Origin of the sequence: Streptomyces sp. NPDC097640 (assembly GCF_040302705.1) — a bacterium.
GTDB lineage: Bacteria > Actinomycetota > Actinomycetes > Streptomycetales > Streptomycetaceae > Streptomyces.
Genome location: NZ_JBEOSB010000023.1, coordinates 101,348 through 128,344 on the forward strand (window position 1 = coordinate 101,348; position 26,997 = coordinate 128,344).

A 26,997-nucleotide genomic window follows, 5' to 3' on the forward strand; every position below is an offset into this window, starting at 1 on the left:
AAGATCCACGCAATTACGGCCATGCATGAGAGATGAATAATGACGTCAATGGATGACATCCTCAAGGAAATCGCCGATCTCCGGAAGGTTGTGGGGAACAGTTCCAGGCAGGTAGCGGCCCTGACGGATCTCTACGAAATCATTCCCGTCAAGCATGCGATGCCCAAGACCACAAAATGGACGGCCTGGCCGGACCTCCTCCTGTTCCTGGTTTCGCAGATCCAGGAGCGACGTCCGGTTTCCATCCTGGACGTGGGGAGCGGCGCCACAACGGTCTGGATGGCAAACGCGCTTCGCCATTTCGAAATCCCCGGGACGATTGTCTCGATCGACCATGACCAGGACTTCGGTGATGCAACCGCCGCCACCTTGAAGCGCCAAGGGCTGGACACATACACGCAAGTGCGTATCGCCCCGCTGGTTGAGGTGGACATCAAAGGAGAGCGGTGGCACTGGTACGACCCGATACAGATCGAAGATGTAGAGAACTGCGACATGGCGGTGATCGATGGTCCTCCAGGATTCTTGCAACCACTCTCAAGGTACCCGGCACTCCCGATGCTTGAGTCGAAAGTAAACGACGATGCGCGGATATTCATGGACGATGCGAGCCGCCCCGACGAGCTGGAGATAGTCGAGCGCTGGCGCCGTGAGTATCCGGATTGGTCCTCTGATTTCATTGAGCACGAAAAGGGGACGGCTGTTCTGAGGCGATCCCGCTGACCGGTTGAACCGAAGTACGTGGCGCACCGGCTGCGGAATATCTCGTCAGTGTTCGGCCGTTTCGGACGAGTCGAGGCTGGTCCGCAGCGTCACCGGCTTCAGCAGGACCGCCGCGACGATGCCGAGGGCCGCTACCGCGGCGCCGATGAGGAAGACGAGTCCGGTCGCGTCGCCGTAGGCGACGCGGGCGGTTTCCCGGCCCTGCGCGGTCCGTTCGGCGACCTGGCGAGCCAGGACCGCGCCCAGGACGGTGACGCCGAACGTGCCGCCCAGGGAGCGGAAGAAGGTGACCGTGGTGCTGGCCGTGCCGATGTCCTTCAGCGGGACGGAGTTCTGCACGGCGAGGACGAAGTTCTGCATGGTCATGCCGACGCCGAGGCCGATGCACAGCATCGCCGCGCTCATGAAGACCAGGGACGTCCTGTGGTCGATGGTGCCGAGTCCGGCGAACCCGGCCGTGAGCAGGACGGAACCGACGATGACAAAGGGCTTGAGCTTCCCGGTCCTGCTGAGCAGCCGCCCTGCGAGGATGGAGGAGACCAGGATGCCGCCCATCATCGGAATGGTCAGCAGCCCCGCCTCGGTGGCCGTGTAACCGCGGCTGACCTGGAAGTACTGGCTGAGATAGACCGAGGCCGCGAACATGGCCGTGCCGGCGGCGAGGCTTCCGAGGATCGCGAGCACGGTGGTGCGCTGCTTGATGATGTGGAGCGGCACGATGGGCTCGGCGGCGCGCGCTTCCACCCACAGCGCGACGGACAGCAGGACCACGGCCGCACCGACCATGGTGGCGGTCTGCCAGGACGCCCAGGCGAACGAGCTGTCGACGAACGAGATCCAGATGAGCAGCACGCTGACGCCCGAGGCGATGAGTGTCGCTCCCAGGTAGTCGATCTTCACGTCGTCGCGTCGGATGACCGGGAGGCGCAGCGTCCGCTGGAGGAGGACCAGCGCGGCGACGGCGACCGGGATGCTGATGAAGAAGCACCACCGCCACCCCAGCCACGAGGTGTCGACGATGAGGCCGCCCAGCAGCGGACCGCCGATGGTCGACAGGGCCGTGACACTGCTGAGGTAGCCGCTGTACCGGCCGCGTTCGCGCGGCGGGATCATCGCCGCGATGGCGATCTGGACCAGGGACTGCACGCCGCCCACGCCTACGCCCTGTAAGGCGCGCGCGGCGATGAGCTGCCCTGGTGACTGGCTCACCCCCGCCGCCACCGACCCGAGAACGAAGACGGTGACGGCGGTCTGTACGAGGTTCTTCTTGTTGAACAGGTCCGCCAGCTTGCCCCAGATCGGGGTGGTGGCGGTGGTGCTGAGCAGGGTCGCGGTGACGACCCAGGTGTACTGGGTCTGTGAGCCGTGCAACGCGCCGATCATCTTCGGCAGCGCGGTGGAGACCACCGTGCTGCTGAGCGTCGCGACGAAGAGCGCGCTGAGCAAGCCGCTGAGGGCCACCAGGACCTGTCGCCGGGCCTTGGGCGGATGGGGGTCTGCGGTGGTGGCGGGCTCGTTCGCCGCGGCTGTGCTCATCAGGCGGGCTCCGGGGAGGTTCGGACAACGGACAGCGAACGCGGCGGACCGGCGTCCTTCACGGCTCCTGGCTTCCTCCCGCCGTGCGCGTGCCGGGATGAGGAGCGTGGTCGACGACGAGTTGACGGAGTTTGCGCAGCTCGCGATGGCTGTTCCAGCCGAGCACTCCGACCACCTTGCCCTCGTGGCCGTAGGCGGCGACGAACCGGCGGTCGTCCAGGCTGCCGTGCACGATCTTCACGTCCGCGTCGTCGGGGAAGATGCCGTAGGCCTGGATGCGGGCGTCGTACTGGTCGCTCCAGAAGTAGGGAATGGGGGCGAAGGGGCGCTGTTCACCGAGGAGGTCCGCGGCCACGGCCATGCCCTGCTCGGTGGCGTTGAGGCGGTGTTCGACGCGCATCCGCAGGCCGAAGTGCGGGTTGTGCCAGGACGCGACGTCTCCGGCGGCGTAGATACCGGGGGCGGCCTGGCAGCGGGCGCCGCACTCCACGCCGTTACCAAGGGGCAGTCCGGAGTCGGTCAGCCAGTCCGTCGCCGGTGTGGATCCCACGGCGACCAGGACCAGGTCCGCGTCGAGCTTCGTGCCGTCGGCCAGTTCGACGGCGACCACCCGGCCGGCGGATTCCAGGAACCGGGCCACGCCGACCCCCAGGCGCAGTGCGACCCCGTGATCGCTGTGCATCTGTCCGACGAGTTCCCCGATCCGGTCGCCGAGTTGTCGGCGCATCGGCACCGGCAGCGGGTCGACCAGCGTGACCTCCAGCCCCATGGTGCGGGCCACCGCAGCCACCTCGGCGCCGAGGAACCCGGCGCCGACCACGACGACCTTCGGCCGGGCCAGCAGATGGGTCCGCAGCGTGAGGGCGTCGTCGAGCGTGCGCAGGACGTGCACGCCCGCCAGGTCGTCGCCGGGCAGCCGGCGCGGGGTGACGCCGGTGGCGATGACCAGGGCGCCGAACGGGAGGCGGTCACCGCCGTCCAGCAGGACCTTCCGCCGGGCGATGTCCAGCCCGGCTGCCCGGCGGCCGAGCCGGAAGTCCGCGTCCAGCCTGCCGATCGCCTCCTCGTCACGCAGCCTCACCCGCTCCGGCTGCCAGTCACCGGACAGGACCTGCTTGGACAGCGGCGGCCGGTCGTACGGAAGGTGCGGCTCGTCGCCGATGAGGGTGAGCGCCCCGTCGTATCCCTTGTTGCGCAGGGCCTCGGCCGTGGCCAGTCCGGCGGCCGAGGCTCCTACGATCACCACGTCCCTGGGCATCGGCGTCATCACCAGGTCACCGGAAGCTCGTAGGCCCCGTAGACGAACCCGTCGTGCTTGAACGGGATCTCCCCCAGGTCCGCGGCCAGGGCCAGCGTCGGGATGCGTCGCAGGAGGGCGGGGTAGGCGACCTGCAACTCCATGCGGGCCAGCGGCTGGCCCAGGCACTGGTGGATCCCGTATCCGAAGGTCACATGACGCCGGGCGTCGCGGGTGAGGTCCAGCCGGTCCGGGTCGGGGAAGACCAACGGATCCCGGTTCGCGGTCTCGTTGACCGTGATGATGCCTTCGCCGGCTCGGATGACCTGGCCGGCGATCTCGATGTCCTCCCGTGCCGCCCGGCGCAATCCGCCGTGCGTGATGGTGAGGTAGCGCAGCAGTTCATCGACCGCCAGGGCGATCGCCTTCGGGTCCTCGGCGTCCCGCAGGAGGGTCAGCTGGTCGGGGTGCTGGAGCAGGGCGAGCGTGCCCAGCGTGATTATGTTCGCGGTGGTCTCGTGTCCCGCGAACAGCATCAGCACCCCCATCTCGGTCGCCTCTTCCCGGGACAGCTCGCCGCCCTTGATCCGCTCGGCGAGTCCGGAGAGCAGGTCCTCAGCGGGGTGGGCGAGCTTCTCGGCCAGCAGCCCGTCCAGGTACTCGGACAGCCGCTGCCTGGCTCCCATCCGCTGCTCGGCGGTCGAGTTCCGGTTGATGATGGTCTTGCTGTTCGACTGGAAGAAGTCGTGGTCGTCGTAGGGCACGCCGAGCAGATTGGAGATCACGAGCGACGGCACCGGCAGCGCGAACGCCTCGACGAGATCCGTCGGCTTGGGGCCGTCGAGCATCTTGTCGATCAGGTCGTCCGTGATCCGCTGGGTGGGTGGACGCATGGCCTCCACCCGCTTGATGGTGAACGCGGACGTCACCATGCGGCGCAGGCGGGCATGTTCGGGATCGTCCATCATGATGAAGCTGGTGCCGGTCGAGCGCTTGCCCTGCTTCTTCAGTCGGTCGATCGTCTCGACCTCCCCGGGGGAGAGCTTGGGCGCGCCGGGCTGGAACGGGTTCACGCTGACCCGCTGGTCGGCCAGCACCGCCCGGTGTTCCTCCCAACCGGTCACCAGCCATGCGAGGGTCCCGTCCCACAGCCGGACGCGGGTCAGCGGGCCCTCCGCCTGCCGTGCCCGCATCGCGGGTGCCGGATCGAGCGGACACCGCGCGGACCTGCCGATGTCGTAATCCGGAGTGTCCACCGGGGTCCCGCTCGGCGAATTGCCTGCTGCACCGGTCACTGCTTCTCCTCGCTCGTGGGGGGGGGCACGGGGCTCGGGGGCGCGGGGATGCTCCAGCGAGAGATCGTCGAGTCCGCTGCGGTGCGCGGCCGTGACCTGCGCGCGCAACCGCCGCGCGCCCCCGGTCTCCTGCGACTCGACATCGCTGCGGACCAGGCAACACCAGCGGGAGCAGTTAAGTCAATTCATTGATTTAATTTTGGCCGGACCCGGCCGCCACGCGAACGAAGGCGCACCGAACGGGTCGGCCGGTCAGCCCTCGCGCGTGACCGGCGCCTGCCACAGCGCGACAATGGCGTCGATCAGACCGTTCGCCGTGTCGTGCCAACTGGCCCGGGGCGTCGGCGCGTTGTCCGCAAGGGCGCGCTCCCGCTCCGCGGACATCTGGGCGATCAGGTGACGCGTCATGGCGCCGCGCTCGGCATGCACCTCGGCCGGCAGTTCGGGCAGACAGCGGTCCAGGCCCTCCTGCAACCGCCGCATCGACGGCGAACCGGTCGCGAACTCCTCGGCCGTGACAGCACGCAGGGCCGGGTCGGCCGTGACCTGGGCGATGAACCGGGCGTACCAGCTGGGGGCGCCCAGAGCCTCCAGATGCTCGGTGACAGGGCGGACCGCGCAGGCCACCCAGTCCCGCAGATCGGCGGAGTCCCCAATGGCCTCGATCATGCGCAGACGGCCGGCCTCCACCGGCTCGGCATGCCGGCGGGCGATGGCGCGTATCAGGTCGACCTTCGTGCCGAAGTGATAGCTGACCGCGGCGTTGTTGCCCTGTCCGGCGGCCTCGCTGATCTGACGGTTGGCGACCGCGTGCACCCCGCGTTCGGCGAACAACCGCTCCGCCGCGTCCAGGAGTGCCAACCGCGTCGCGCTGACCTGCTCGTCCCGTCTCGTCCTGTCGGCCATCGCCGCCACCACCTCGGGACATCACACCAGTCCACGAGAGCCCGTCCCCCAGGCCACCGCGGATCCTCGACCAGGTCGGCGAGGCCAAACGACGAAAGCGTACGCAATGACGTGGCCGGTCCCGGCCGACGGAGAGACCAGCCATGCCCCCACGCCGCTGAAGCACTATGGCGCAATCCCTTCTGTTTCGGCCGCGCGCATGCGATACGGTTAAATCAATCCGTTGATTTAACACTCGCCCCCCCACCTCGGTTGCGACGGCTGCACCCCGAACAGCCACTCCCCCAAGCCCGGTTGTGGGACAGACCCGAAGAGGCCAGATGAGCCAGAACGACCCCATCGTCCGCCTGCCACTGCCCACCGACGGACCCCTGGACCCGCCGCCCGAATGGGAAACGCTGCGCGCACGGTGTCCGGTGGCCACCGTCGAACTCCCCAGCGGAGACACCGGCACGCTGCTGACCCGCTACGAACACGTCAAGGCACTCCTGTCGGACCCTCGCTTCTCGCGCCCGGCCGCCGAGGACGACAGCGCGAGGATCGCCCCGGAAGGGGGCGGCGGCGTATCGACCAACAGCGGCACGTCGCTCTCGCTCCACATGAAGGGCGAAGGCCACCAGAGGTGGCGCCGTCACGTCGGCAAGTACTTCACCGCAAAGCGCGTGACGGCGCTGCGCCCCGGCATGGAGGAGATGGCCGAGGCCGTCGTCGCCGCCATGGTCAAGAGCGGCCCGCCCGCCGACCTCAAGGCAGCGCTCGGCTTCCCGCTGCCGGTCTACGTGATCTGCGGCCTCCTCGGCGCGCCCGTCGAGGACCGGGACCGCTTCTCCTACTGGTCCGACGCGTTCCTGAACGTCAGCCGCTACTCGGAGGAGGAGACCGGCGCGGCCCACGAGGACTTCGTGGCCTACATGTCCGAGCTGATCGCGGCCAAGCGCGCCGAGCCCGGCGAAGACCTGATCAGCACCCTCATCGAGGAGAGCCGGGCGGAGGGCGAGGGGCTGACCGACCCCGAGCTCCGCGACACCGGCATGGCCCTGCTGGTCGCCGGGCACGAGACCACCGCGAACATGATCGGCAAGATGGTCGCCATGCTGCTGGCCGACCGCACCCGGTGGGACGGCCTGCTGGCCGACCCCTCTCTGGTGCGCACCGCGGTCGACGAGGTGCTGCGCTCCGACGCCAACCTGGGCGGCTACGGCCTCCGGCGCTATCTGACCGAAGACTACGAGGTCGACGGGACGGTGCTGCCGGGCGGCACCACCGTCTTCTGCGGCCTGTCCGCAGCCAACCGCGACGAGCGGGCCTTCACGGACCCGGCCGATATGGACCTCACCCGCAGCCCCAACCCCCATCTCGCCTTCGGCGCCGGAGCCCACTCCTGCCTGGGCCAGTCCCTGGCGCGCACCGAACTCCAGGTCGTCCTCGAGGTCCTGCTGCGCAAGCTGCCGAGCCTCGACCTGGCCATACCTGTCGCGCAGTTGCGCCAGGTCGAGGGACTCACCGTCGGCGGCCTGCGCGAGGTGCCCGTGCGATGGTGACCCGCCCCGCCGAAACCTCCGTACCGACCGACCGCACAGCCGAAGGCACGGCCGAAAAGAAAGGAGCGACCATGAAGGTCACCGTGGACGAGGACAAGTGCTGCGGCGCCGGGAGTTGCGTCCTCGCCGCACCGGACGTCTTCGACCAGCGCGACGAGGACGGCATCGTCGTCCTCCTCGACCCCGAGCCGGCAGCGGACCAGCACGCGGCCGTCCGGGACGCGGCCGCCGTATGCCCCGCCGCCGCCATCGCACTCAGCGACGTATAACGCGCTGAACCCCTGAGCGGGGTGGCTACAGTGCCCGCAGCGCGCTGCCGAGGTCTGGGCCGTAGTTGCCCCAGCACTGGATGTCCCCGGCATCGGAGACCAGGTCGCCGAGGTACCAGTCGCCGCCGTGGGTCCGCACCGCGCAGATCCCCTCCAGGTCGATGACACAGTCGGCCTGGAGAGGTTCGCCGTGCGAGGTGACGGTGCCGATGGTGGTCAGCAGCCGGGCTTGCGGGCAGCCTGTGAAGCGCTGAACGTCAGCCAGGGTCCAGGGCTCGGGGAGATGCCCGTCGTGGTGCTCCGTGGCGGGAAGGAGCTCGACCACGGCGTGGCCCAACTGGGGCCGGATCCACTCACCGCTGCGTTCGATGCCGATGACGCCTCCGAGGAAGGCCATGTCAAAGGTTCCGGTGGGGGTCTCCCAGCGGAACGGAACACAGGAGACATGGGAGGGGAAGTCGTCCTGGGCGGTGGTGCCGGGGCCGAACGACTGTAGGGGACACGGCCCGTCGTCGGTGTATCGGTGAGCGAAGAAGGCGGTGATCCAGCCGGTGACCCGGTCACCGCCGGATCCCGATTCCCACTTGTAGAGCGACCGCCAGAATCCGTGGTCGACGCCCCACCCGGAGGCTGTCTCGCTGATCGCTTCCAACACCGGGTGCAGGGCGGTGAACCACGGGCGCAGGCCCTCGAACCACTCCGACAACTCCCGCACGCGGGCCACCAGCAGGCGCCAGTCCCGGTCCGTGCCCTCCAGCCGGATCCGCGGAATGCCGCAGAGCGTCTGCCACCGGAAGCGGTAGTACGGACTGACCACGTCCATCAGTGCGACCAGGGCGGCGGTGGCATCGGCAGGGGTGGTAGTGGAGAAGGCGGGCTGGAACAGGTCGGCCACATCGTCGCCGATCCGGGAGCGCAGCGGCTGCTGTACCAGGTTGATCGAGCGCTCCCAGTCCTCGGGAGCGAAGTCGTCGCGGACGGCGATGGTCCGCTGATGACCGGGCGTGTCGGTGAAGAGTCCCTCGTACGTGTCGCGGTTCAGCCGGACGTGGACGGCCACCTCGTGCACGACGGCATACCAGAGCAGGTCGGGTGACAGGCTCAGTGGCAGGTGGGCCGTGAAGCAAAGGTGGATGGCACGCAGCAGGAGGCTGGAGGTGGTCTCGGTGAGCTCGGTGAACTCGGTGGTCTCCGGACCGTTGGCGGTCCAGCCGACGAGGCGGTCAGTGCTGCGGTGGTGGAAACGCGCCTGGTCGCGGACCACCGCCCGCAGGAAGCGCTCGTTGCCGAGTTCGGTGAGTTCAGCCGCGAGCCGATCGGCATTGCGGTCTTCGCCGAGCGGCAGATCTATCTCAATAGCCATCCGTATCCCCAGGAGCAGTGATCGGTCCCGATCCTAGAAGAGTGATGGACCGGCCTGGCCGGCCTGGCAGCAAAACTCACGTGACTGTGACTCACACGCTTCCTAGGATCGGATCTTGTGCGTACCCGTCCGTCCTTTATCAGCGATGAGGCGATCGCCAGTGCGGTTGCCACCCACTGGCTGCCTGAGATCACCGAAGTCGACTACCTGCCCTGGGGTTTCGGCGCACACCACTGGCGGGTGGCCGGTGGCGGCAAGACGCTGTTCGTGACATTGGACCAGTTGGCGCCCCGTCATACCGCGCCCTCGCTGGAGGCTGCCTACGCGGGGGCGGCCGCGCTGGCCGCCGGTGGTCTGGACATGGTGTGTGCGCCGTTGCCTGCGCGATCCGGGCGGTTCACGATCGATGTCGGGCCCGGTGTGCTCAGTGTGACGCCGTGGCTGGACGGACGGTCTCCGACCGAGGCTGAGGCTCGCGCACCCCAGCACGTCCGCGAGGTGCTCGCGGCGCTGGTCGCGTTGCATCGCACGGCACCACCGGACGGCCTGCCGTGCTGGGTTCCACGGGTCGGCCCGGGGTTCGCCGATGAGCTGCGGGCTCGCACCGCCCAGCCCTGGACGTCCGGCCCGCTGGCGGAGGAAGCCCGGGGTGCGCTTGCCTCACACCATGACGCGATCAAGCGCTGGACCAGCCGTTATCTGGAACTCGCGGACATCGCGCACTCCCATCGTGATCTCTGGGTGCCGACCCATGGCGAGCCGCACAACGACAACCAGGTCATGGTTGCCCACGGACTGAAGCTGGTCGACTGGGAGTCGCTGGCTCTCGCGCCGCGCGAGCGGGACTACTCCGACCTCCTCGATACGGGTGAAGCCGACGGTTTGGCCCCCGACCCTGCGATGGTCGAACTGTTCGCACTTGATTGGCGGCTTTCCGAGATCGCCGAATACGCACTGTGGTTCACCACGCCGCACACCGGTACAGAGGACGATCGCATCGCGTTGGAAGGACTGTACGAGGAATTGTCAGACGCCACCGATTGACCCCGCGACCAGAGGGGGCAGGCGACCCCCCAGTAGGGTCCCCACGTCCAGCGTGGTGCGCGATCGGAGATATGGATGGCTCGTCATACCCCGCCGAGGCCCGTAGCGCTGGAGAAGGTGTTTCCACAGCTGAAGCCGCTCAGCAGGCAGGCGCTGCGGCTGCATCCACGTGCGGGAGACCCGTCGTACGAGGACAGCTCCGTCGGGGGACCGCTGAGATGGCCGATCGATGAGCCATGGCCGTGGTGCAGCGAGGAGCACTACAACATCGGTGACGGCGGCGACAATCCCGAGAACGACACACGGCACCAGGCCGCGGAGCCCATGGTGCCGGTCGTACAGCTCTACGCGACAGACGCGCTGGGCCTGCCGTTCCCGCCGGGCAGTGATCTGCTTCAGGTGCTGTGGTGCCCGTTCCACCACGGGGAGCCCTGGTACGAACGCTCGGTCCGAGCCCGCGTCTTCTGGAGGAAGGCGGTAGACGCGTCGTGTGTGCTCGTTGCACCTCCAGTGCCCGTTGACGCTCCGGAGGGCCACGTTCCCAAGCCCTGTGCGGTGCATCCGGAGCTGGTGACGGAGTATCCCGGCCGGGACGACATACCGCGGGAACTGCGCAATGAGGTCGGAAACCGGCTGAACGGCCTGAACGAGACCACTGGATGGGACTACTTCTACCACCTGAGCACGGCTCCCGGGACCAAGGTCGGTGGTCATCCGCGCGGCTGGAACGGCTCCACGACCGGGTTCAGCTGCGATCGATGCGGAGCGCCCGTCGAGCATCTCCTGACCGTCACGCATGGTGAGTTCGACGGGGAGTCCTGGCGGTCCTGGCTGCCGGTGGAGGACCGGCCCGACGACGACAGCGGGCCGCTCCACCTGTGGAATCCCGGCTCCGAACGAGCCAGAGACGCGCAGAACGCCCACTGTCTGGAAGTGGGAGGCGGGGGCGACGTGTATGTCTTCGAGTGCCATTCCTGCCCGGACCGCCCGACCGAGACCCTTTTCAACCTCAACTGAGCTTGTTCCACCGCCTTCTCGGCGCTGACGCGTTCTGCGCGCGAGGCAGAGACACGATGAAACAGCAGCCGGCCGCGTCAGCGGGCAGCCGCTCGGCGGCCGCGCGCTGCGACGATGACCGTCGGCACGATGCCCAGCGCCAGGATGCCGCCGCCGACGGCCAGGAAGGGATAGCCGGCAGCTGCGACGACCAGGCCTGAGGCCATACCGCCCACGGCGCCCGCGATGGCGATGGAGACGTCGACCAAACCCTGGGTCCTGGCGCGGGTGGCCAAGGGTGCGGCGTCCGTGATGATCGCGGTGCTGCTGACGAGACCCAGACTCCAGCCCACCCCCAGCAACGCGAGAGCCACCGCGAACCCGAAGACGGAATCGCCGGGTGCCTTGGCGGCAACGATCCCGGCGGCCAGCAGGACCAGCGGGGAAGCGGCGGCGACGGTGAGTCGGCCGTACCGGTCGACGAGCCAGCCGGACAGGGGCGCGGGCAGATACATCGCCCCGATGTGGATCGCGATGACGAGGCCCGAGGCGGCGGCGCCGTGACCATGGTCGCGCATGTGGACCGGCGTCATCGTCATGATCGCGACCATGACCAGCTGAGTGACCGCCATGACCAGCGCACCCACCAGTACGCCGGCGCGGCGCCGGCCGACCGCCGTCCGTGCCCGACCATCGGCATCATCCGGACGCGCGGACGCCGTCGCGGCGCCCTCCGCCTCCAGTGTGCGGGCCAGCAGCAGCGGGTCGGGACGCAGCCACACGGCCAGCACGAGGGCGGACGTCGAGTAGGCGGCACCCGAGAGAAGGAACAGCCCGGCCAGTCGGGGAATGCCGAGCGCGTGAGCGAGGTCGCCGAGGGGCGCGGCGAGATTGGGGCCGACCACGCCGCCCAGGGTGGTGGCGACCAGCACGGTGGACACAGCGCGGGCGCGGTACGCGGGAGCCGCCAGGTCGGCGCCGGCGTAGCGGGCCAGCAGGTTCGTTGCCGTACCGGCGCCGTAGACGAACATCGCGATGAGCAGCAGCACGGAACTGCCGGCGACGGCGGCGGCGATGACGCCCGCGCTGCCGATGGCACCAGCCAGGTACCCGGCGGCAAGACCGGGGCGACGGCCGCGCGTTTGAGAGATACGCCCGACCGCGATGGCCGCCAGGGCGGAACCGGTCGTGGACAGGGCGCTGAGCAGACCGGCAAGGCTGGTGGAGCCGAGCATGTCCTGCGCGAGCAGAGCACCGACGGTCACGCCCGCCGCCAGTCCGGCGCCGCTGAGGATCTGCGCGGCGATCAAGACGATCAGGACGCGGCGCTGCGCCCGAGACCGTGACAGATCCTCGTTCCGGGCGGGCACGGTGGTCGTCACAAGAGAGTTCTTTCACTGGACGCGATCCGGTCGGGACTGGAGAGTGCGCGTGGGCACCACGGTGGCAAGCCGAGCCGGGGAAGGCCGCCACCCGACCTGCCTCGCCGAGGCGTCGGTCGGCGTCCGGCCCGCCCGGCCGTGCGGTCAGCCCCGGTCACCCAGGTCCAGGCGGTCGAGCAGCCCGGCGTCGGTGAAGGCGGCGACCAGTTCGTCACGGCCCTCGGTGAAGTGCGCCCAGCTGTCGTAGTGGACGGGAACCACCCGGCGGGCGCCCAGGATCTGGGCAGCGTGGGCGGCCTGTGCGCTGTCGAGGACGATCAGAGCGCCGTCGAAGAGGACGGGGAAGCGTGGTGCCCCGGCGAACAGGATGGCGGTGTCCACCGGACCGAACCGTTCGGCGATCTCCTCGACCAGGTCGAGCGAGGCGTTGTCGCCGCTGACGTAGACCGTGGGCAGGCCCTCCCCCGTCAGGACGAATCCGACGACCTGGCCGGTGATCGGCTCGACGTCCTCGCGCGCGCCGGGCCCGTGGAGGGCGGGCACGCCGGTGACGGTGATCGTGCCGCCGCCGGGGCGGTCCAGCTCGATCGACTCCCAGTCGGCCAGCCCCCGGGCCCCCGCACCGAGGCGCTGCCCGCCCCCGGGCGTGGTCAGTGTCAGTGGGACGTCGGCGAGCAGTGCCCGGCCGGAGTCGTCGAGGTTGTCGGGGTGCTCGTCGTGGGAGAGCAGGACCACGTCGATACGGCCGAGGTCGGCCGGCGCGGCGACGGAGGGCGCCGTCTTGGTCAGCCGGCCGCCCGGCACGTGGTAGTCACGGGGCGCGTCGAAGGTCGGGTCGGTCAGGAATCGCAGGCCCCCGCATTCGAAAAGGGCCGTCGGGCCGCCGAAGACGCGGACGGGGATCTGCTCAGCGGTCGTGCTGGTGCCAGCCATCAAAACCTCACGGATGGGTGTCGGGTTATCCGTGATGGACGATAGCGGCGTCTCACGGATGAACACAAGCCGTACCATGACAGCCATGAGCGAGACCCCGACCGCCGAATCCGTGCCTCCGCCCGCGCCGGGGGCGGAGGAATACCTCGCCCTCGACTTCGTCAACAGCGCCGTCGCACTGCCCGGAGGGCACTTCATCGATCTCCTCGGCACCCCCGAGGCGGCGAATCGGTGGCTCACCGAACACGGTCTCGCGCCGGCTGACGCCGGGGTGCGGGAGATGTGCGCGGCGCAGCTGCGCTCCCTGCGCGAACACCTCAGATCACTGTTCGCCGCCCGCGTCGCCGGGCTGCCCGCCCTGCCCGCGGCGCTGTCCGCTGTCAACGACGCGCTGAGCAGAGCTCCTTCGGCCGCCCTGCTGCACTGGGACGAGAAGAGCGGCCCCTACCGCGCGGCGCCGTGCCCCACCAACGAGATCCTCGACCGCGCTCTGGCGGCCCTCGCGGCCAACGCGGCCGACCTCCTCACCGGCCCCGACGCCGACCGCCTCACCGGCTGCGGTTCCACCCCGTGCAACCGCTACCTGCTGCGCCACGGCCGCCGCCAGTGGTGCTCCACCCGCTGCGGCGACCGCGCCCGCGCCGCCCGCGCCTACGCTCGACGCCCCCGACCCACAGCAGGCTGACGAACCCGAGATCAGCCCAGCGATCGGGGCGCGTCTCGTTCCGGGTTGACCAGCAGCGCGAAGCACAGACCGCCGAAGGCCACCAGCACACCGAAGACGAGGAAGGCATCGGTGTAGCCCTGCTGCTTCGTCGCCGACCGGTCGAGGAGCCAGCCGGTGAACATCGGGCTGATGATCCCGCGCTGGTACCGAGCGCGGTGAGGACCCCCAGCACACCGCCGCGCCGGGCGGCGGGGGCGATCTCGGCGACCACCGGATTGGCGACGGCCTGCACGGTGGTGGACAGCCCGTATCCCAGCATCAGGAGAGCCACGGCAACGACGGGCGACGTCACCCAGTGCAGCAGAGTCAGGATGAGGCCCGCGGCGACGAGGCAGCTGCCGGCCGGGCGCGGCGTCGGCCGAGGTCGTCACGGAGCCGCTGACGGATTGAGCGCGTTGGCCGTTGGCAGGTCGGTCACGAGCAGCCGGTATCCGACGTCAATGGTGTCGAGGGTGAGCAGTCCGGCGTGGTGCGTGTGCCAGTGGCCGGTTGCCAGGTCGTCCGCGAGCCGGGCCAGACCGGGCGCGATGGCGTCTTCGCCGGTCTGGGCCAGCATGGAGATCCCCGCGCGCACCCGCGGGTCGAGATAGGCCTCGGGGCGGCGCCAGTATGCGGCGCCGAATCCGTCCACGCAGTCATGGGGGACCATGACCGGTTCCTGACGCGCACCACCGAGCAGGTCGACCAGCTGGTCGGTGGGGGTGGCGCGGGTGTCGTCGAACGCGGACGCCTCCGGGAGGTAGTCCCGGACGAGCCAGAACCGCTCGCGGAAGATCTGCTGGTCCCACGTCAGGATGACGACGCGGCGGCGGGCGACCCTGCGCAGCTCGCCGATTCCGGCTGCCAGGTCGGCCCAGTGGTGGACGGTCAGCAGGGCCATCGCGGCCTCGGCGGCGTTGTCACGCAGCGGGAGGCGCTCCGCGACGGCCCGCACGGCGGGCGCGGATCCCGGCGGGCGCTGGGCGATCATGACCTGGCTGGGCTCGACCGCGAGCGCGGTCCGCGGCGGCTCGTAGGAGCCGGTGCCTGCCCCGACGTTGATCACGTCGGTGACGTTCCCGAGGGCGGCGTGGATCTGCGCGGCGATCCGCGGATCAGGCTGTCGTGTCCGGGCGTACGCGGCGCCGAGCGTGTCGTAGGTGGCCATGCTCGTCAGTATGCGAAACGGGCACGGCCCCTGCCCCGCCTACGAGGGAAGCCGGTTACCGCCCCCGGCGATGTTCCTCATCACATCGACGGCCGACAAAGCCTTGACCCGACGCGAAGCGGCCCCTACATTCCTCACACCCTCGAGGTAGATCGATTAACCACTCGTTAACCGCCTGGTTGGAGACACCCCGCTGTGCACTCACCGCTGACTAGGCGCGGCTTCCTCGCCGCCGGTTCCGGCCTCGCCGCCGCGACCGCCCTGCCTGCCCTGTCCGGCTGCTCCCTGGTGGCCGCGGCGGACTCCGATCCCGATACGCTCGTCGTGCACAGCCAGCTGGGCACCACCTCCCCGGGATCGCCCACCTACCTCGCGGGCCTGGACCGTTTCCGCAAGGACAATCCGGGACTCAAGGTCAAGAACCTGATCAACGGCGATGACCTCGCGCAGGTGTACGAGACCTCGCGCCTGGCCCGCAAGGAGCCGGACGTCGTGATGGTCAACCTCTACGACAAGACGCTGGCGTGGACGGACGTCGGCGCCACCGTCGACGTCAAGGGCTACCTGGACGACTGGGGGCTGCGCGACCGGGTGCGCCCGGAGGCTCTCGCCGCGTGGACCGACGCCAAGGGCAGGCTGCGGGCCTTCCCCTACTTCGCCACGAACTGGCCGATCGCCTACAACAGAGCGCTGCTGGACCGGGCGGGTGTCGACGCGATACCCACCACGGGTGACGAGCTGATCGCCGCGGCCCGCAAGCTGCGTGCCAAGGGGATCGCGCCCGTGACCGTCGGCGGCAACGACTGGACCGGGCAGAAGCTGCTGGCCCAGATCATCCAGACCTTCCTGACCGAGGACGAGGCCAGGCACGTCTACTCCACCGGGGACTTCGGCAGCAGGGGCGCCCGGGAGGGCATCGAATACTTCGTGACACTGCGGGACGCGGGCGTCTTCGCCGACAAGGCGCAGGGCCTCACCTCGGACCTGATGACCACGCAGTTCAACACGGAGTCCGCGGCGATGGAATCGGCGATGTCCTCGGCGCTGGCGAAGGTGCCCGAGAAGGTCGCCCGGCACACCGAGGTCGGCGGCTGGCCACTGGCCGACGGCGCCGTGCACGACAAGCCCACCATCCTGCGGACGTACACCCTGATCGGATTCTGGATCAGCCCGAACGGCGCCAAGAAGATCGACGCCGTCGAGAAGTTCCTGCGCTTCATGTACCGCCCCGACACCGTCTCCCGGTTCATCAAGGAGAGCGGCCGCGACATGGCGCTGCGCTCCGACACCGTCAGCACGGACTTCCCGCTGGTCGCCGCCGCGCAGAAGCTGGGCTCCGATGTGAGCCAGGTGCTGTTGCCCGATGTGTATGTTCCGCCCGCCGCCACCCAGCCGCTGATCACCGCGACCAGCACATCGTTCACCCGAGGCACCAGCGCCGCGAAGGTCCGCGCCGCGCTCGAGACCGCGTACCGCTCCGCGTGACCCGCTCGCCCGCTCGCTCGCATCCCGAGCCCGACCTCACGGAGGCCACCTCATGACGACGCTGACGTCGACCCCGGGCGGGGCCGCGGTCCGCCACCCCGCTCCGCCCTCCGCCACGCCCCGTTCGCACAACGCCCGACAGGGCGGCACGATCCTCGCCGTCCCCGCGCTGATCTGGTACGCGATCTTCATGATCGGTCCGGTGATCGCCATCTTCGTGATCGCCGCCCTGCACTGGCCGGGGATGCTTCAGCCGGTGTCCTTCGCCGGTCTCGACAACGTCCGCACGGTCTTCGACGACCCCGTGTTCTGGGACGCGGTGAACAACACCGCCGTCCAGCTCGCCGTGGCGCTGCCGATCATGATCGTATGCGCCTACATGCTGGGCTACTACGTCGCCCAGAAACCCCCCGGACACCGTGTCATCCGCTATCTGCTGTTCATCCCCGGGCTGATATCCACCCCCGCGAAGGCCATGGTGTTCTACGCGGCGCTGTCGCCGGACGGGCTGGTCAACGGCGCGTTGCAGTCCGCGGGGCTCGGTTCGCTCACCGACGCCTGGCTCGCCTCGCCGTCCACGGCTCTGGCCTGTCTCATCGCCCTGGACGTGTGGAGCGGGATCGGCTTCACCGCCGTGCTGTTCGCCGCCCGGCTCGACAGCGTCCCGGACGAGCTCGGCGAGGCGGCGCAGCTGGACGGGGCCGGGCACTGGCGGACCATGTGGCGCATCCACTTCCCCGTGATCCGCGACTATGTCGGCGTCGTCACCATGCTTCAGTTCCTGTGGACCCTCTTCGGCTCGGCACAGCACGTCCTGCTGCTCACCATGGGCGGTCCCGGCAGTTCGTCGACGACGCTGTCGTTTCTCGTGTACCAGAAGGCGTTCATCGCGGCCGACCTGGGTTACAGCCAGACCGTCGGCGTCGTCCTCTTTCTGGCCGGGCTCGTCGGGCTGCTCGCCATCCGCCGCGCGTTTCGCCAGAACTACTGATCGGAGCGGTCACCATGAAACTCGGCAAACGCTGGCTGCCCGCACACCTTCTGGTGTGGACCTACGCGGTGCTGCTGATCGTGCCGCTCTACTACTTCCTCGCCTCCGCGTTCAAGAGCAACGAGGAGATCTTCGCCCATCCCTTCGCGCTGCCGGACTCGCTCGGCTTCGACAACTTCCGGACGGCCTACACCAGCGCCTCCCTGGGGCCGGCCATCGTCAACTCCGCGCTGGTGACGGGCCTTGCGCTGGCGCTGACCCTGCTGCTGGCGCTGCCCGCGTCGTTCGCCCTCGCCCGGTCGACCGGACGGCTGGCCTCGGCGATGGAGAAGGTCTTCTCGCTCGGCTTCCTGATCCCGACGTTCGCGGCGCTCTTCCCGACGTTTCTGCTCGCCGCGGCCACCGGACTGTTCCATACGCAGCTCTTCATGGTCCTTTTCCTGCCCGCGACGGCGATGCCGCTGTCGGTGGTGATCCTGGTGCAGTTCATGCGGACCATCCCCAGGGAGATGGAGGAGGCCGCCCGGATGGACGGGGCGTCCACCTACACCGTGCTGCGCCACATCTACACGCCGATGTGTCTGCCCGGCATCGCCACCGTGGTCCTGCTGAACTTCCTGACGTTCTGGAACGAGTACCTGTACTCGCTCGTCATCATCGGCCCGGACCCCGACCAGCGCACCGTCCAGGCGGCCCTGCCCACGCTGAAGGCGGTCATCGCCACCGACCACGGCGTCCTCACCGCCGGCACGGTGCTGACCCTCATCCCCGTATGGATCGTCTACACGGTGCTCCAGAAGCGCATGCAGCAGGCGCTCATCAGCGGCGCGGTGAAGATGTGAGCGCGCCCGCCGGGAAGCAGGGCCGCCGGCCCACCATCAAGGCGGTGGCGGCCGCCGCCGGGGTGTCGACGGCGGCCGTGTCCCAGGCCTTCCACGGCAAGGGCCGGCTGTCGGAGCCGACCAGGCAGCGCATTCTGGACACCGCGGGAGAGCTGGGCTGGTCGCCGAGCGCGCCCGCCGCCGCCCTGCGCAACGCCCGTACCCGCACCCTCGCGCTCGTGGTGCGGCGCCCCACCGATGTGCTCGGCGCGGATCCGCACTTCAGCGAGCTGATCACCGGTATCGAGGGCGAACTCGCGCCCCGCGGCTACGGTCTCCTGCTGCATCTGGTCGCCGGGGCGCAGGAGGAGAACGCCCTCTACAGGCAGCTCACGGCCGAAGGCCGGGTCGACGGGGCCGTCCTGACGGACGCGCACACCGACGACCCGCGCCCCGCTCTGCTGGCCCGCCTCGGCCTGCCCGCCGTGCTGCTCGGTCCTCCCGACCGTGCCGCCCGGGTGCCGAGCGTCGGCCTCGGCCACCAGGGCGCCGCCGTCGAGGAGGTCGTCCGCCACCTGCTCGGCCTCGGACACCGGCGCATCGCCTATGTGGCGGGCCCCGCCGGCCTGCTGCACACACGGCTGCGCGGCGGTGTCTTCGAGACGGCTCTCAAGGCGGCCGGTCTGCGGCCCTACGCGGTCCTCCACACCGACTTCACCGAAGTGTCCGCCGTGGCCGCGACCCGGGCGCTGCTGGACACCGCCGACCGCGCCACCGCGATCGTCTACGCCAACGACTCCATGGCGGTGTGCGGCATCGGCGCCGCCCAGCGCGCCGGTCTGCGCGTCCCCGACGACCTGTCGGTCGTCGGCTATGACAACCTGCCGCTCGGCCGGTGGCTGCACCCCCGGCTGACCACGGTCGACCAGCAGGTGCAGCGGGTCGGCGCGGCCGCCGCCCGGCTGCTCCTCGCCCGCTGCGGCGAGGACGTCGAGGAGACGGTGCTCGACGACCGACCGCGTCTGGTCGTCCGCGAGTCCACGGGGCCCGCCCCCGTCTCCCCCGCCTGACGCCCGCGCCGCCACCACGACCAACAGATCCACGAGTCTCCCCCGCACCGCACCACGAGATCCGAGAAGGACCATGCGACGCCACAGCGCCCAGCTCACCCACCACCCCGCCGTCCTGCCCTGGCTCGGCGCCAACTTCTGGTCCCGCACCGGCGGGCCCCTGATGTGGCGCGACTACGACCCGAAGACGGTCCGCGCGGAACTGCGGGTGCTGCACGAGCACGGCCTGACCATGACCCGGTCGTTCTTCTACTGGCCCGACTTCCATCCGCAGCCCCACCGCGTCGACGAGACGCTGTGCGAACGCTTCCGAGACTTCCTCGACGCCCACAGCGAGACGGGCATGGGGACGGTACCCACCTTCATCGTCGGACACATGTCGGGCGAGAACTGGGACCCGGCCTGGCGCGGTGGCCGCGATCTGTACGAGGACGTGTGGATGGTCGGCCGCCAGGCGTGGTTCGTGTCCCAGATGACCCGCCGCTTCAAGGACCACCCGGCGGTCACGGGCTGGCTCATCACCAATGAGATGCCGGGATACGGCCGCGTCTACCAGGTGGATCCGCCCTCCTCCGATGTGGTGACGGCCTGGGCGCAGGCCATGTGCAACGCCGTGCGGGCGGCCGGCGGCACCCAGCCCGTCTCCCTCGGCGACGGAGCGTGGGGCATCGAGGTCACCGGCCGCGACAACGGCTTCTCTCTGCGCGAGACCGCCGAGTACGTCGACTTCGTCGGCCCGCATGTGTACCGCTCCGACACCGACCGGCCCCGTCAGCACCTGCGCGCCGCCTTCGAGTGCGAGCTGGCCTCGGTCACCGGACACCCCGTCGTACTGGAGGAGTTCGGCCTCTCCACGGACACCGTGTCCGCCGAGAACGCGGCGGTCTACTACCGGCAGACCCTGCACAACTCCCTGCTCGGCGGAGCGACGGGCTGGATCGCCTGGAACAACACCGACTACGACGATCTGTGGGACCACTCGCCGTATGACCACCACCCCTTCGAGATGCACTTCGGTATCACCGACAGCACCGGGGCCCCCAAGGCTCCGCTCCTCGAACTCGCCGCATTCGCCGAGGTGTTGGGGGCCGTGGACTTCACGCGGTGCCGACGCCCCGACGCGGACGCGGCGCTGGTCGTGCCCGCCTTCCTGGAGCGCGGCTACCCGTACAGCAGGCCCGCCGACCGGCCGCTGATCTTCACCTCCCTGCACCAGAGCTACGTCGCCACCCGCGCCGCGGACCTGCCGGTGGGCTTCACCCGCGAGGCCGACGGGCTACCCGGCGACGCGGCCCTGTACCTGCTGCCGGCCACCCGTCAGCTCACCACGCGCACCCGGCGTGAGCTCGAACGCCGCGCCCACGCGGGCGCCACCGTCTACCTCTCGTTCTGCTCCGGCGAGCACCCCGGCACCCGCGGCCCGTGGTTCGACGACCTGGACGGGCTGTTCGGCGTCGAACTACAGCTCTCCTACGGTGTGGCCGAACCGATCGAGGACGATGTCCTGGAGATGACGTTCACCGGCGACTTCGGCGGGCTGGCGGCAGGGGACACCCTGCGTTTCCCCGTCGCGGGCAACGAGGACAGCCGCGCGTATCTGCCGGTCCTCCCCCGTGACGCGCGTGTCGTCGCCGTCGACGCACACGGTCGGCCCGCCCTCCTGGTGCGCGACACCGGGCGTGGTCGCACCGTCCTGGCCACCTATCCCCTGGAGCACATGGCCGCCCGCACCGCCCGCGTCAATCCCGAGGACACCCACCGCCTGTACGCGGCGCTCGCCGACGTGGCCGGGGTCCGGCGCCCGGTGACGGTCGACAGCCCCCACATCGGCGCGGACCTCGTCGTCCACGAGGACGGGCGCCGCTTCGTGTGGCTGGTCAGCCAGAGCCCCGAGGAGCTCACGGTCCGCCCCGTCGCCGACGGGGCACTGCACGACCTCGAGTCGGGCGCACCGGCCGCGGACGTGACGCTCGCCCCGTACGGGGTACGCGTCCTGGAGCTGAAGTGACCGATCACCTCTACCGCGACCCGTCCGCGCCGGTCGCGGAGCGGGTCCGCGACCTGCTGGCGCGCATGACGCTCACCGAGAAGGTGGGCCAGGTCAACCAGCGCATGTACGGATGGCATGCCTACGAGCGCACGGCGGACGGCCACCGACTCACCGACGCCTTCCGCGCCGAGGTCGCCGCGCATGACGGCATGGGAGCCCTGTACGGGCTACAGCGGGCCGACCCCTGGTCCGGGGTCGGCTTCGCCGACGGCATCACGGCGGCGGACGGGGCCCGGGTCGCCGACGTGGTGCAGCGGTACGTCATGGAGAACACCCGGCTGGGGATACCGGTGCTCCTCGTCGAGGAGGTTCCGCACGGCCATCAGGCTCTGGGCGGCACTGTGATGCCGGTCAACCTCGCCGTCGGCGCCACCTGGGACCCCGAGCTGTACGAGGCCGCGGCGGCCGGTGCCGCCGCGGAACTGCGGGCCCGTGGCGGCCACGTGGCGCTCGTCTCGGCCCTCGACCTGGTGCGCGACCCGCGCTGGGGCCGTGCGGAGGAGTGTTTCGGCGAGGACCCGTATCTGGCGGCCCGGCTCACCGAGGCGCTGGTGCGGGGCATGCGCGGTGCCGGAGTCGCCGTCGTGCTCAAACATTTCGCCGGCCAAGGGGCCACCGTCGGCGGGCGCAACAGCGCGGCCACCGAGCTGAGCGCCCGCGAGCTGCACGAGATCCACCTGGCGGCGGCCCGGGCCGGCGTACGAGCCGGCGCCGCCGGGGTGATGGCGGCCTACAACGAATTCGACGGCCTGCCCTGTGTGGCCAACCGGACGCTGCTGACCGAACTCCTGCGGGACCAATGGGGGTTCGACGGGATCGTCATGGCGGACGGCGGCGCCGTCGACCGTCTGGTCCGGCTCACGGGAGACCCGGTGGCCGCGGGTGCCCTGGCCCTGAACGCCGGATGCGATCTCAGCCTCTGGGACGCCTGCTATCCGAAGCTGGCCGAGGCGGTGGCGCAGGGGCTCGTCGCGGAGCAGACCCTCGATGCCGCCGTGGCCCGGGTCCTGGCCCTCAAGTTCCGTCTGGGCCTCTTCGACCAGCCCTCCTCGCGTGCCGAAGCGCCTGGGGAAGAGCGCGCCGATCCGAGCGAGCTGAGTGAACGCGTGGCCCGCGCGTCGATCACGCTGCTCGCCAACGACGGAGGGGTCCTGCCGATCGCATCGTCGCCCCGCCGGATCGCCGTCCTCGGCCCGAACGCCGACTCGATCGCCCAGCAGATCGGCGACTACACCGCGCCGCAGCGGCCCGGCTCCCATCACGTCACAGTCCTGGACGGCATCCGGTCCGCCGCCCCGCCGGACACCGAGGTCGACTACGCGCCGGGGTGCGATCTGGTGGGCGGCGACCTCTCCGGTGTCGCGGAGGCGGCCGCGCTGGCGGCAGCGGCGGACATCGCGGTACTCGTCCTGGGCGGGTCCAGCGCCCGGTCGGGCGACACCGTCTTCGACTCCAACGGCGCGGCCGTCGTCACCTCCGCCGACCCCGTGGGCATGACGTGCGGGGAAGGCGTCGATCTGGCGGATCTCCGGCTTTCCGACGGGCAGTTGGCACTCCTGGACGCGGTGGCGGCCACGGGCGTGCCGGTGGTCGTGGTGCTCGTACAGGGCCGTCCGCACGCTCTGCCCGAACTTCCCGGCACCGCCACGGCCGTGCTGAGCGCCTGGTACCCGGGCCCGTGGGGCGGACGGGCCGTCGCCGACGTGCTGTTCGGCGCGGCCGAGCCCGAGGGACGGCTGCCGGTGTCCGTACCGAGGTCGGCCGCGCAGCTGCCGGTGTTCTACAACGCGAAGGACCACGGGTACCGCGGCTACGTGGACCAGCCCGCCACTGCCCGGTACGCCTTCGGCCACGGCCTGTCGTACACCACGGTCGCCTACGCGCCACCGCGGCTGTCGCGAGCCCGCGTGACCCCGGCCGATCCCACCCTCACCTGCCGGGTCACCGTGCGCAACACCGGAGAGCGGCCGGTACGCGAGACGGTCCAGCTCTATGTACGGCGGCTGTCGGGAGGGTCCTCGTGGCCCCGCACGCGCGAGCTGCGCGGATTCGCGCGCCTCGACCTGCGGCCCGGGGAGGAGGCCGACGCCGTGTTCGAGATCGACGCCGACACTCTCGGCTCCGTCACCCGGGATCTCGGCCTCGCCGTCGAAACCGGAGAACTCCTCCTGGAGACCGGGCCCTCTTCCGCCCGGACGCAGGGGGCGAGGCTGGTGATCGCGCGCCCAAGCTGATCACGACACGTTCCGTGACGCCCCGGAGCCTGCCACCCGGGCGCGCCGGGCGAGGCCGTCCCCGGCCGTCGTCTCCCGGCTGCCCGGCCGGGTGCGCGCTCCGAAACTGCCGCTCAGTGGAACTCGTGAACCAACTGGATCTTGCCGACAGAGTCCGCCCCCCTTCGCCCGGAAAATCCCTGCGACGCACCGAACCCGCCGCCTACCATGCCATGTCATGACCTGGCGACATTGATCCCGCAGCCGTGCCTCCCGTGGGCCGCCCCGGACGCCCTGCTCCCGGCGTCCGAATTGTTGTCCCTGCGGGAAGGCCTCATGACACCCTCTCTTGCACGCGTGCCCGCCACCGGGATCCGGCGGCTGACGGCGACGCTGTACTGCTACGCGTTCCTCAACGACCTCATCCTGCTCTACCCGGTGTACGCGCTGCTCTTCAGCGACACCGGTCTGTCGCTGTGGCAGATCTCCTCTCTCTTCGCCCTCTGGTCGGTCACCGGCGTGCTCGTGGAAGTGCCGTCCGGCGCATGGGCCGACACCGTTTCCCGTCGCCTGCTGCTGTGGCTCGGACCGCTGCTCACCGCTGTCGGCTTCGCGCTGTGGGTGCTCGCCCCGTCGTACGGGGCCTTCGCGCTCGGCTTCGCTCTCTGGGGCACTGGCGGGGCGCTCGGCTCCGGAGCGTTGGAGGCGCTCGTGTACGACGAGTTGGGCCGGCTCGACGCGGCCGATCGGTACGCCCACGTCATGGGCCGGGTCCGCGCGGCCGGTCTGGTGGCCGTGATGGTGGCGATGGCGCTCGCCGGACCTGTCTTCGCCGTGGGCGGCTATCCGGCCGTCGGTGGGGCCAGTGTGCTGGCCTGCCTGCTGGCGGCAGCGACCGCCACCCGGCTGCCAGAACACCGGACGCCGGCCGCCCGAAGTGACAGTTGGGCCACGACGCTGCGGGCGGGCCTCGCCGAGGCTCACGCCAACCGCTCCGTGCGCGGAGCCCTGCTGCTCGTCCCGGCGGTGGGTGCCGTGTGGGGCGCGCTCGACGAGTACACCCCGCTCCTGGTGCGGGAAACCGGCGTCACCGGCGCGGCCATTCCCCATCTGCTCCTGCTGATCTGGGCCGGGGCCACAGCCGGCGGCCTGATGGCCGGGGCATGCGCGCGCCTGGGCCGGGCCGGACTCGCCGCGCTCCTCGCGGGCGCCGCGCTCGCCCTGGCGGCCGGCGCCGCGCTTCGGACCCCAGCCGGCCTCGCGCTCGTGGCCCTCGCCTTCGGTGGCTTCCAGCTGACAACCGTGCTGGCCGACGCCCGCCTCCAGGCGCGCGTCGACGCCAGACACCGTGCGACCCTGACCTCGGTCGCCGGCCTCGGCACGGACCTGGCCACGATGTCGGTGTACGGCGCGTACGCGGCGGTCAGCTCGGCCACCGCGCACGACACCGCCTTCGTTTGGGCTGCGCTGCCGTATCTGGTCACCGCCCTGGCGCTGGCGGCCGGCAGAGCCCCGGGCTGAGGACTGGGGACGTCGAATCCCCTCTCAGCAGCCCGGGGCCTCGCTCGGGCGACGGCCCTCAGCTAACCGATGCAGAACACGTCTTCGAAACCAAACTCCTTCTTCTCGAGCCCGATCACCTTCACCTCCCCGTGCAACCCGAAGCAGTACTTCTCACCATAGAACCCGAATTCCAGATCGGCATGGAACAGAAATGTCCCAGGCTTGATATGGACGACCTGCTTCTCCTTCGAGAAGTCGACGAACTTCTGGGAGTAGCACTCCTCACCGAACACCAGAATCTTGAAGGTTACGCTGGCCTTCCAGTCGTCACCGCCCGTGAACTCGGCCGAGAGCTTGAAGGCCAGCACACCCGGGATAAGCGGGATTTCATACTCCTTCTTCAGGAGCTCCAGCGGGACGACAAAGGGCTCGGAGGACTCGTCTACGGACTCCAGAGCCTCCTTTACCTCACCGACAGAACGCCCGATCGTCGCGGCGAGGAAGTCCCACTCCGCCTCAGAGATGCCTTCGATCTCGCTGGAAATCATTCGAGTACCCTCTCCTTCAGTTGCGCCGCCGGATAGCGGCGGCCTGTTGTCCCTAGCACCATGTTTCTAGTCAGCCTCTGCGCCGCCCCCCTCGCACGCTCTCAGGTCAGCGATACCTCTTCCGGTATCGGTGAAGTAGCTTCTCGACTCCCTTGGGCGTGGTGCTCAGACGTCCGGCGATTTCACGTTGGGAGTATCCGACCGCGGTGAAGGCGAGTACGGCGCGGGTCCGGATCGGGGCTCGCCCGAGGATCCGTAACGACTCGATGTGAAGTTCCGCTGATCGTTCCGGACCTGGGGAATCGTCAGGTACGTCAAAATACTCCTCGTGCGCGGGCACAGGCGTTGGCAGGCGCCCGTCACGATGCTCCCTGAGCCATCGACGGTATTCGTTGGGGAAACACATCAGACACTGCCCGACGAAGTAGGTCTTGAGAGACGACCCGCCCCCCGGACGCCACCCGCTGCCCCGCTCCATTCGCTCCAGAAACGACTTCAGGGCAACTGCGACCGTCAACCCGGACAGCTCGGCGGCGGCGTCCGGATCCTTGGACAGCTCGCCGGCGGCATGCAGGCGAATCCTGGTCAGTCGCTCAATTTTGGAGAAGATGACACCGTTGGAAATCCATGCGCAAAGAACAGAGTACGCGTATCGCGCCAGTGGGTCCTTGAGGGACTCCCAGCCATCCCGCACATCCTGCTGACACTCAATTCCGGCGATGCGGCCATCAAGGTCCGCCTGGAGGTTGCCGTCAGCCGTCATCTCTTGTCCTGATACACATAGTCGCGGTCCGGGCGTCGTGGCGGAGGCTGGTGACGTGGGCGAGGAGCGCGCACACGGACTCCGTGCGGGTGGCGGTCCCCGCGTGGTTGGCGGTGGCGTACAGGGCCACGGTCGTGGTGGTGTCCTCGTTCGCCCATGCGGCCAGGAACCGGGCGGCGAACGCGTCGTGTGCGTCCGCGTCGGGCCTGATGGCGCGGCGGATGTGTCCGGGTTGCCACACCCGGCCATGAGCCGGTGCGGACGGGCCGCCGGGGTACAGGGTGAGCAGTTGGGCGCGGCCGATCTCGGCGAACCCGCAGCACGCCACGTACATGTCGGCAGCGTCACCGATGTCGGTGATCTCGGTGACGGCCGCGGCGGCCGGTTCCCAGTCCCGGGCGAACGCGTGCCGGAGGGCGGACTCGGTCAGCCGGGCAAGGCGGTCAAGCTCCAT

General features: G+C 69.8%; 25 protein-coding genes. 13 read left to right on the top strand and 12 right to left on the bottom strand.

The features are described 5' to 3' along the window. The first annotated feature begins 48 nt into the window (after nucleotides 1-48). A complete protein-coding gene (locus tag ABTY62_RS31715) occupies nucleotides 49-723 on the top strand; it encodes a class I SAM-dependent methyltransferase (RefSeq protein WP_352132857.1) in 675 nt (224 codons plus the stop codon). A gap of 45 nt (nucleotides 724-768) precedes the next feature. On the opposite strand, the gene ABTY62_RS31720 is transcribed toward ABTY62_RS31715, so the two are convergent. From ABTY62_RS31720 to ABTY62_RS31735, 4 genes are all read right to left on the bottom strand, one after another. Next, nucleotides 769-2,259 (bottom strand): MDR family MFS transporter, encoded by a 1,491-nt coding sequence (locus ABTY62_RS31720; RefSeq protein ID WP_352132858.1) that lies wholly within the window; start codon nucleotides 2,257-2,259, stop codon nucleotides 769-771. Nucleotides 2,260-2,317: 58 nt separating this feature from the next. Beyond that, nucleotides 2,318-3,517: an NAD(P)/FAD-dependent oxidoreductase gene (locus ABTY62_RS31725; RefSeq protein ID WP_352132859.1), complete on the bottom strand. Its 1,200-nt coding sequence runs from the start codon at nucleotides 3,515-3,517 to the stop codon at nucleotides 2,318-2,320. A gap of 8 nt (nucleotides 3,518-3,525) precedes the next feature. After that, entirely contained in the window at nucleotides 3,526-4,791 is a 1,266-nt protein-coding gene (locus ABTY62_RS31730; RefSeq protein WP_352132860.1) for a cytochrome P450, read from the bottom strand. 252 nt (nucleotides 4,792-5,043) lie between these two features. Next, entirely contained in the window at nucleotides 5,044-5,697 is a 654-nt protein-coding gene (locus ABTY62_RS31735; RefSeq protein WP_352132861.1) for a TetR/AcrR family transcriptional regulator, read from the bottom strand. Nucleotides 5,698-6,017: 320 nt separating this feature from the next. On the opposite strand from ABTY62_RS31735, the gene ABTY62_RS31740 reads away from it, so the two are divergent. Next, nucleotides 6,018-7,238 carry a cytochrome P450 gene (locus tag ABTY62_RS31740; protein WP_352132862.1) on the top strand — a complete coding sequence of 407 codons (1,221 nt, stop codon included), beginning with the start codon at nucleotides 6,018-6,020 and terminating at the stop codon, nucleotides 7,236-7,238. Nucleotides 7,239-7,309: 71 nt separating this feature from the next. Next, nucleotides 7,310-7,507, top strand: coding sequence for a ferredoxin (locus ABTY62_RS31745; RefSeq protein ID WP_311724019.1), 198 nt, complete (start codon nucleotides 7,310-7,312; stop codon nucleotides 7,505-7,507). Nucleotides 7,508-7,532: 25 nt separating this feature from the next. Here the strand turns inward: ABTY62_RS31745 and ABTY62_RS31750 are convergent, their stop codons facing one another. Next, complete coding sequence (locus tag ABTY62_RS31750; protein WP_352132863.1) at nucleotides 7,533-8,870, bottom strand: DUF4419 domain-containing protein; 1,338 nt, start codon at nucleotides 8,868-8,870, stop codon at nucleotides 7,533-7,535. A gap of 117 nt (nucleotides 8,871-8,987) precedes the next feature. On the opposite strand from ABTY62_RS31750, the gene ABTY62_RS31755 reads away from it, so the two are divergent. Beyond that, on the top strand, nucleotides 8,988-9,914 hold the full coding sequence (locus ABTY62_RS31755) for a phosphotransferase (RefSeq protein WP_352132864.1): 927 nt from the start codon (nucleotides 8,988-8,990) through the stop codon (nucleotides 9,912-9,914). Between the two features lie 75 nt (nucleotides 9,915-9,989). Beyond that, a complete protein-coding gene (locus ABTY62_RS31760) occupies nucleotides 9,990-10,931 on the top strand; it encodes a YwqG family protein (protein WP_352132865.1) in 942 nt (313 codons plus the stop codon). 77 nt (nucleotides 10,932-11,008) lie between these two features. Here ABTY62_RS31760 and ABTY62_RS31765 read toward each other — a convergent pair whose 3' ends face one another. Both ABTY62_RS31765 and ABTY62_RS31770 read right to left on the bottom strand, forming a co-directional pair. Further along, nucleotides 11,009-12,292, bottom strand: coding sequence for an MFS transporter (locus tag ABTY62_RS31765; protein ID WP_502997554.1), 1,284 nt, complete (start codon nucleotides 12,290-12,292; stop codon nucleotides 11,009-11,011). Between the two features lie 144 nt (nucleotides 12,293-12,436). Further along, the gene (locus ABTY62_RS31770; RefSeq protein WP_352132866.1) at nucleotides 12,437-13,225 is read right to left on the bottom strand and encodes an MBL fold metallo-hydrolase; all 789 of its coding nucleotides are present in this window, start codon (nucleotides 13,223-13,225) and stop codon (nucleotides 12,437-12,439) included. A gap of 85 nt (nucleotides 13,226-13,310) precedes the next feature. Between ABTY62_RS31770 and ABTY62_RS31775 the strand changes: the two genes are divergently transcribed. Beyond that, nucleotides 13,311-13,910 (top strand): CGNR zinc finger domain-containing protein, encoded by a 600-nt coding sequence (locus ABTY62_RS31775; RefSeq protein ID WP_352132867.1) that lies wholly within the window; start codon nucleotides 13,311-13,313, stop codon nucleotides 13,908-13,910. Nucleotides 13,911-13,921: 11 nt separating this feature from the next. On the opposite strand, the gene ABTY62_RS31780 is transcribed toward ABTY62_RS31775, so the two are convergent. Together ABTY62_RS31780 and ABTY62_RS31785 are read right to left on the bottom strand one after the other, a co-directional pair. Next, nucleotides 13,922-14,074 (bottom strand): hypothetical protein, encoded by a 153-nt coding sequence (locus ABTY62_RS31780; RefSeq protein WP_352132868.1) that lies wholly within the window; start codon nucleotides 14,072-14,074, stop codon nucleotides 13,922-13,924. A gap of 245 nt (nucleotides 14,075-14,319) precedes the next feature. Continuing rightward, entirely contained in the window at nucleotides 14,320-15,099 is a 780-nt protein-coding gene (locus ABTY62_RS31785) for a methyltransferase domain-containing protein (RefSeq protein WP_352132869.1), read from the bottom strand. 195 nt (nucleotides 15,100-15,294) lie between these two features. Here ABTY62_RS31785 and ABTY62_RS31790 point away from each other — a divergent pair, with 195 nt between their 5' ends. The 7 genes from ABTY62_RS31790 to ABTY62_RS31820 all read left to right on the top strand — a co-directional run bounded on the left by ABTY62_RS31790 (nucleotide 15,295) and on the right by ABTY62_RS31820 (nucleotide 25,250). Beyond that, complete coding sequence (locus ABTY62_RS31790; RefSeq protein ID WP_352132870.1) at nucleotides 15,295-16,584, top strand: ABC transporter substrate-binding protein; 1,290 nt, start codon at nucleotides 15,295-15,297, stop codon at nucleotides 16,582-16,584. A gap of 52 nt (nucleotides 16,585-16,636) precedes the next feature. Next, on the top strand, nucleotides 16,637-17,575 hold the full coding sequence (locus ABTY62_RS31795) for a carbohydrate ABC transporter permease (protein WP_352132871.1): 939 nt from the start codon (nucleotides 16,637-16,639) through the stop codon (nucleotides 17,573-17,575). 14 nt (nucleotides 17,576-17,589) lie between these two features. Then, on the top strand, nucleotides 17,590-18,417 hold the full coding sequence (locus ABTY62_RS31800) for a carbohydrate ABC transporter permease (protein WP_352132872.1): 828 nt from the start codon (nucleotides 17,590-17,592) through the stop codon (nucleotides 18,415-18,417). After that, on the top strand, nucleotides 18,414-19,466 hold the full coding sequence (locus ABTY62_RS31805; RefSeq protein ID WP_352132873.1) for a LacI family DNA-binding transcriptional regulator: 1,053 nt from the start codon (nucleotides 18,414-18,416) through the stop codon (nucleotides 19,464-19,466). Before ABTY62_RS31800 ends, ABTY62_RS31805 begins: the two co-directional genes overlap by 4 nt. Nucleotides 19,467-19,539: 73 nt before the next feature. Further along, nucleotides 19,540-21,474 carry a glycoside hydrolase 5 family protein gene (locus ABTY62_RS31810; RefSeq protein ID WP_352132874.1) on the top strand — a complete coding sequence of 645 codons (1,935 nt, stop codon included), beginning with the start codon at nucleotides 19,540-19,542 and terminating at the stop codon, nucleotides 21,472-21,474. After that, nucleotides 21,471-23,750 (top strand): glycoside hydrolase family 3 N-terminal domain-containing protein, encoded by a 2,280-nt coding sequence (locus tag ABTY62_RS31815; RefSeq protein WP_352132875.1) that lies wholly within the window; start codon nucleotides 21,471-21,473, stop codon nucleotides 23,748-23,750. Before ABTY62_RS31810 ends, ABTY62_RS31815 begins: the two co-directional genes overlap by 4 nt. 315 nt (nucleotides 23,751-24,065) lie before the next feature. After that, a complete protein-coding gene (locus ABTY62_RS31820; protein ID WP_352132876.1) occupies nucleotides 24,066-25,250 on the top strand; it encodes an MFS transporter in 1,185 nt (394 codons plus the stop codon). A gap of 62 nt (nucleotides 25,251-25,312) precedes the next feature. Here the strand turns inward: ABTY62_RS31820 and ABTY62_RS31825 are convergent, their stop codons facing one another. The 3 genes from ABTY62_RS31825 to ABTY62_RS31835 form a co-directional block, all read right to left on the bottom strand. Beyond that, the gene (locus tag ABTY62_RS31825) at nucleotides 25,313-25,780 is read right to left on the bottom strand and encodes a hypothetical protein (RefSeq protein ID WP_352132877.1); all 468 of its coding nucleotides are present in this window, start codon (nucleotides 25,778-25,780) and stop codon (nucleotides 25,313-25,315) included. Nucleotides 25,781-25,886: 106 nt separating this feature from the next. Beyond that, complete coding sequence (locus ABTY62_RS31830) at nucleotides 25,887-26,543, bottom strand: RNA polymerase sigma factor (protein ID WP_352132878.1); 657 nt, start codon at nucleotides 26,541-26,543, stop codon at nucleotides 25,887-25,889. Next, complete coding sequence (locus ABTY62_RS31835; RefSeq protein ID WP_352132879.1) at nucleotides 26,533-26,997, bottom strand: hypothetical protein; 465 nt, start codon at nucleotides 26,995-26,997, stop codon at nucleotides 26,533-26,535. The genes ABTY62_RS31830 and ABTY62_RS31835 overlap by 11 nt, the downstream gene beginning before the upstream one ends.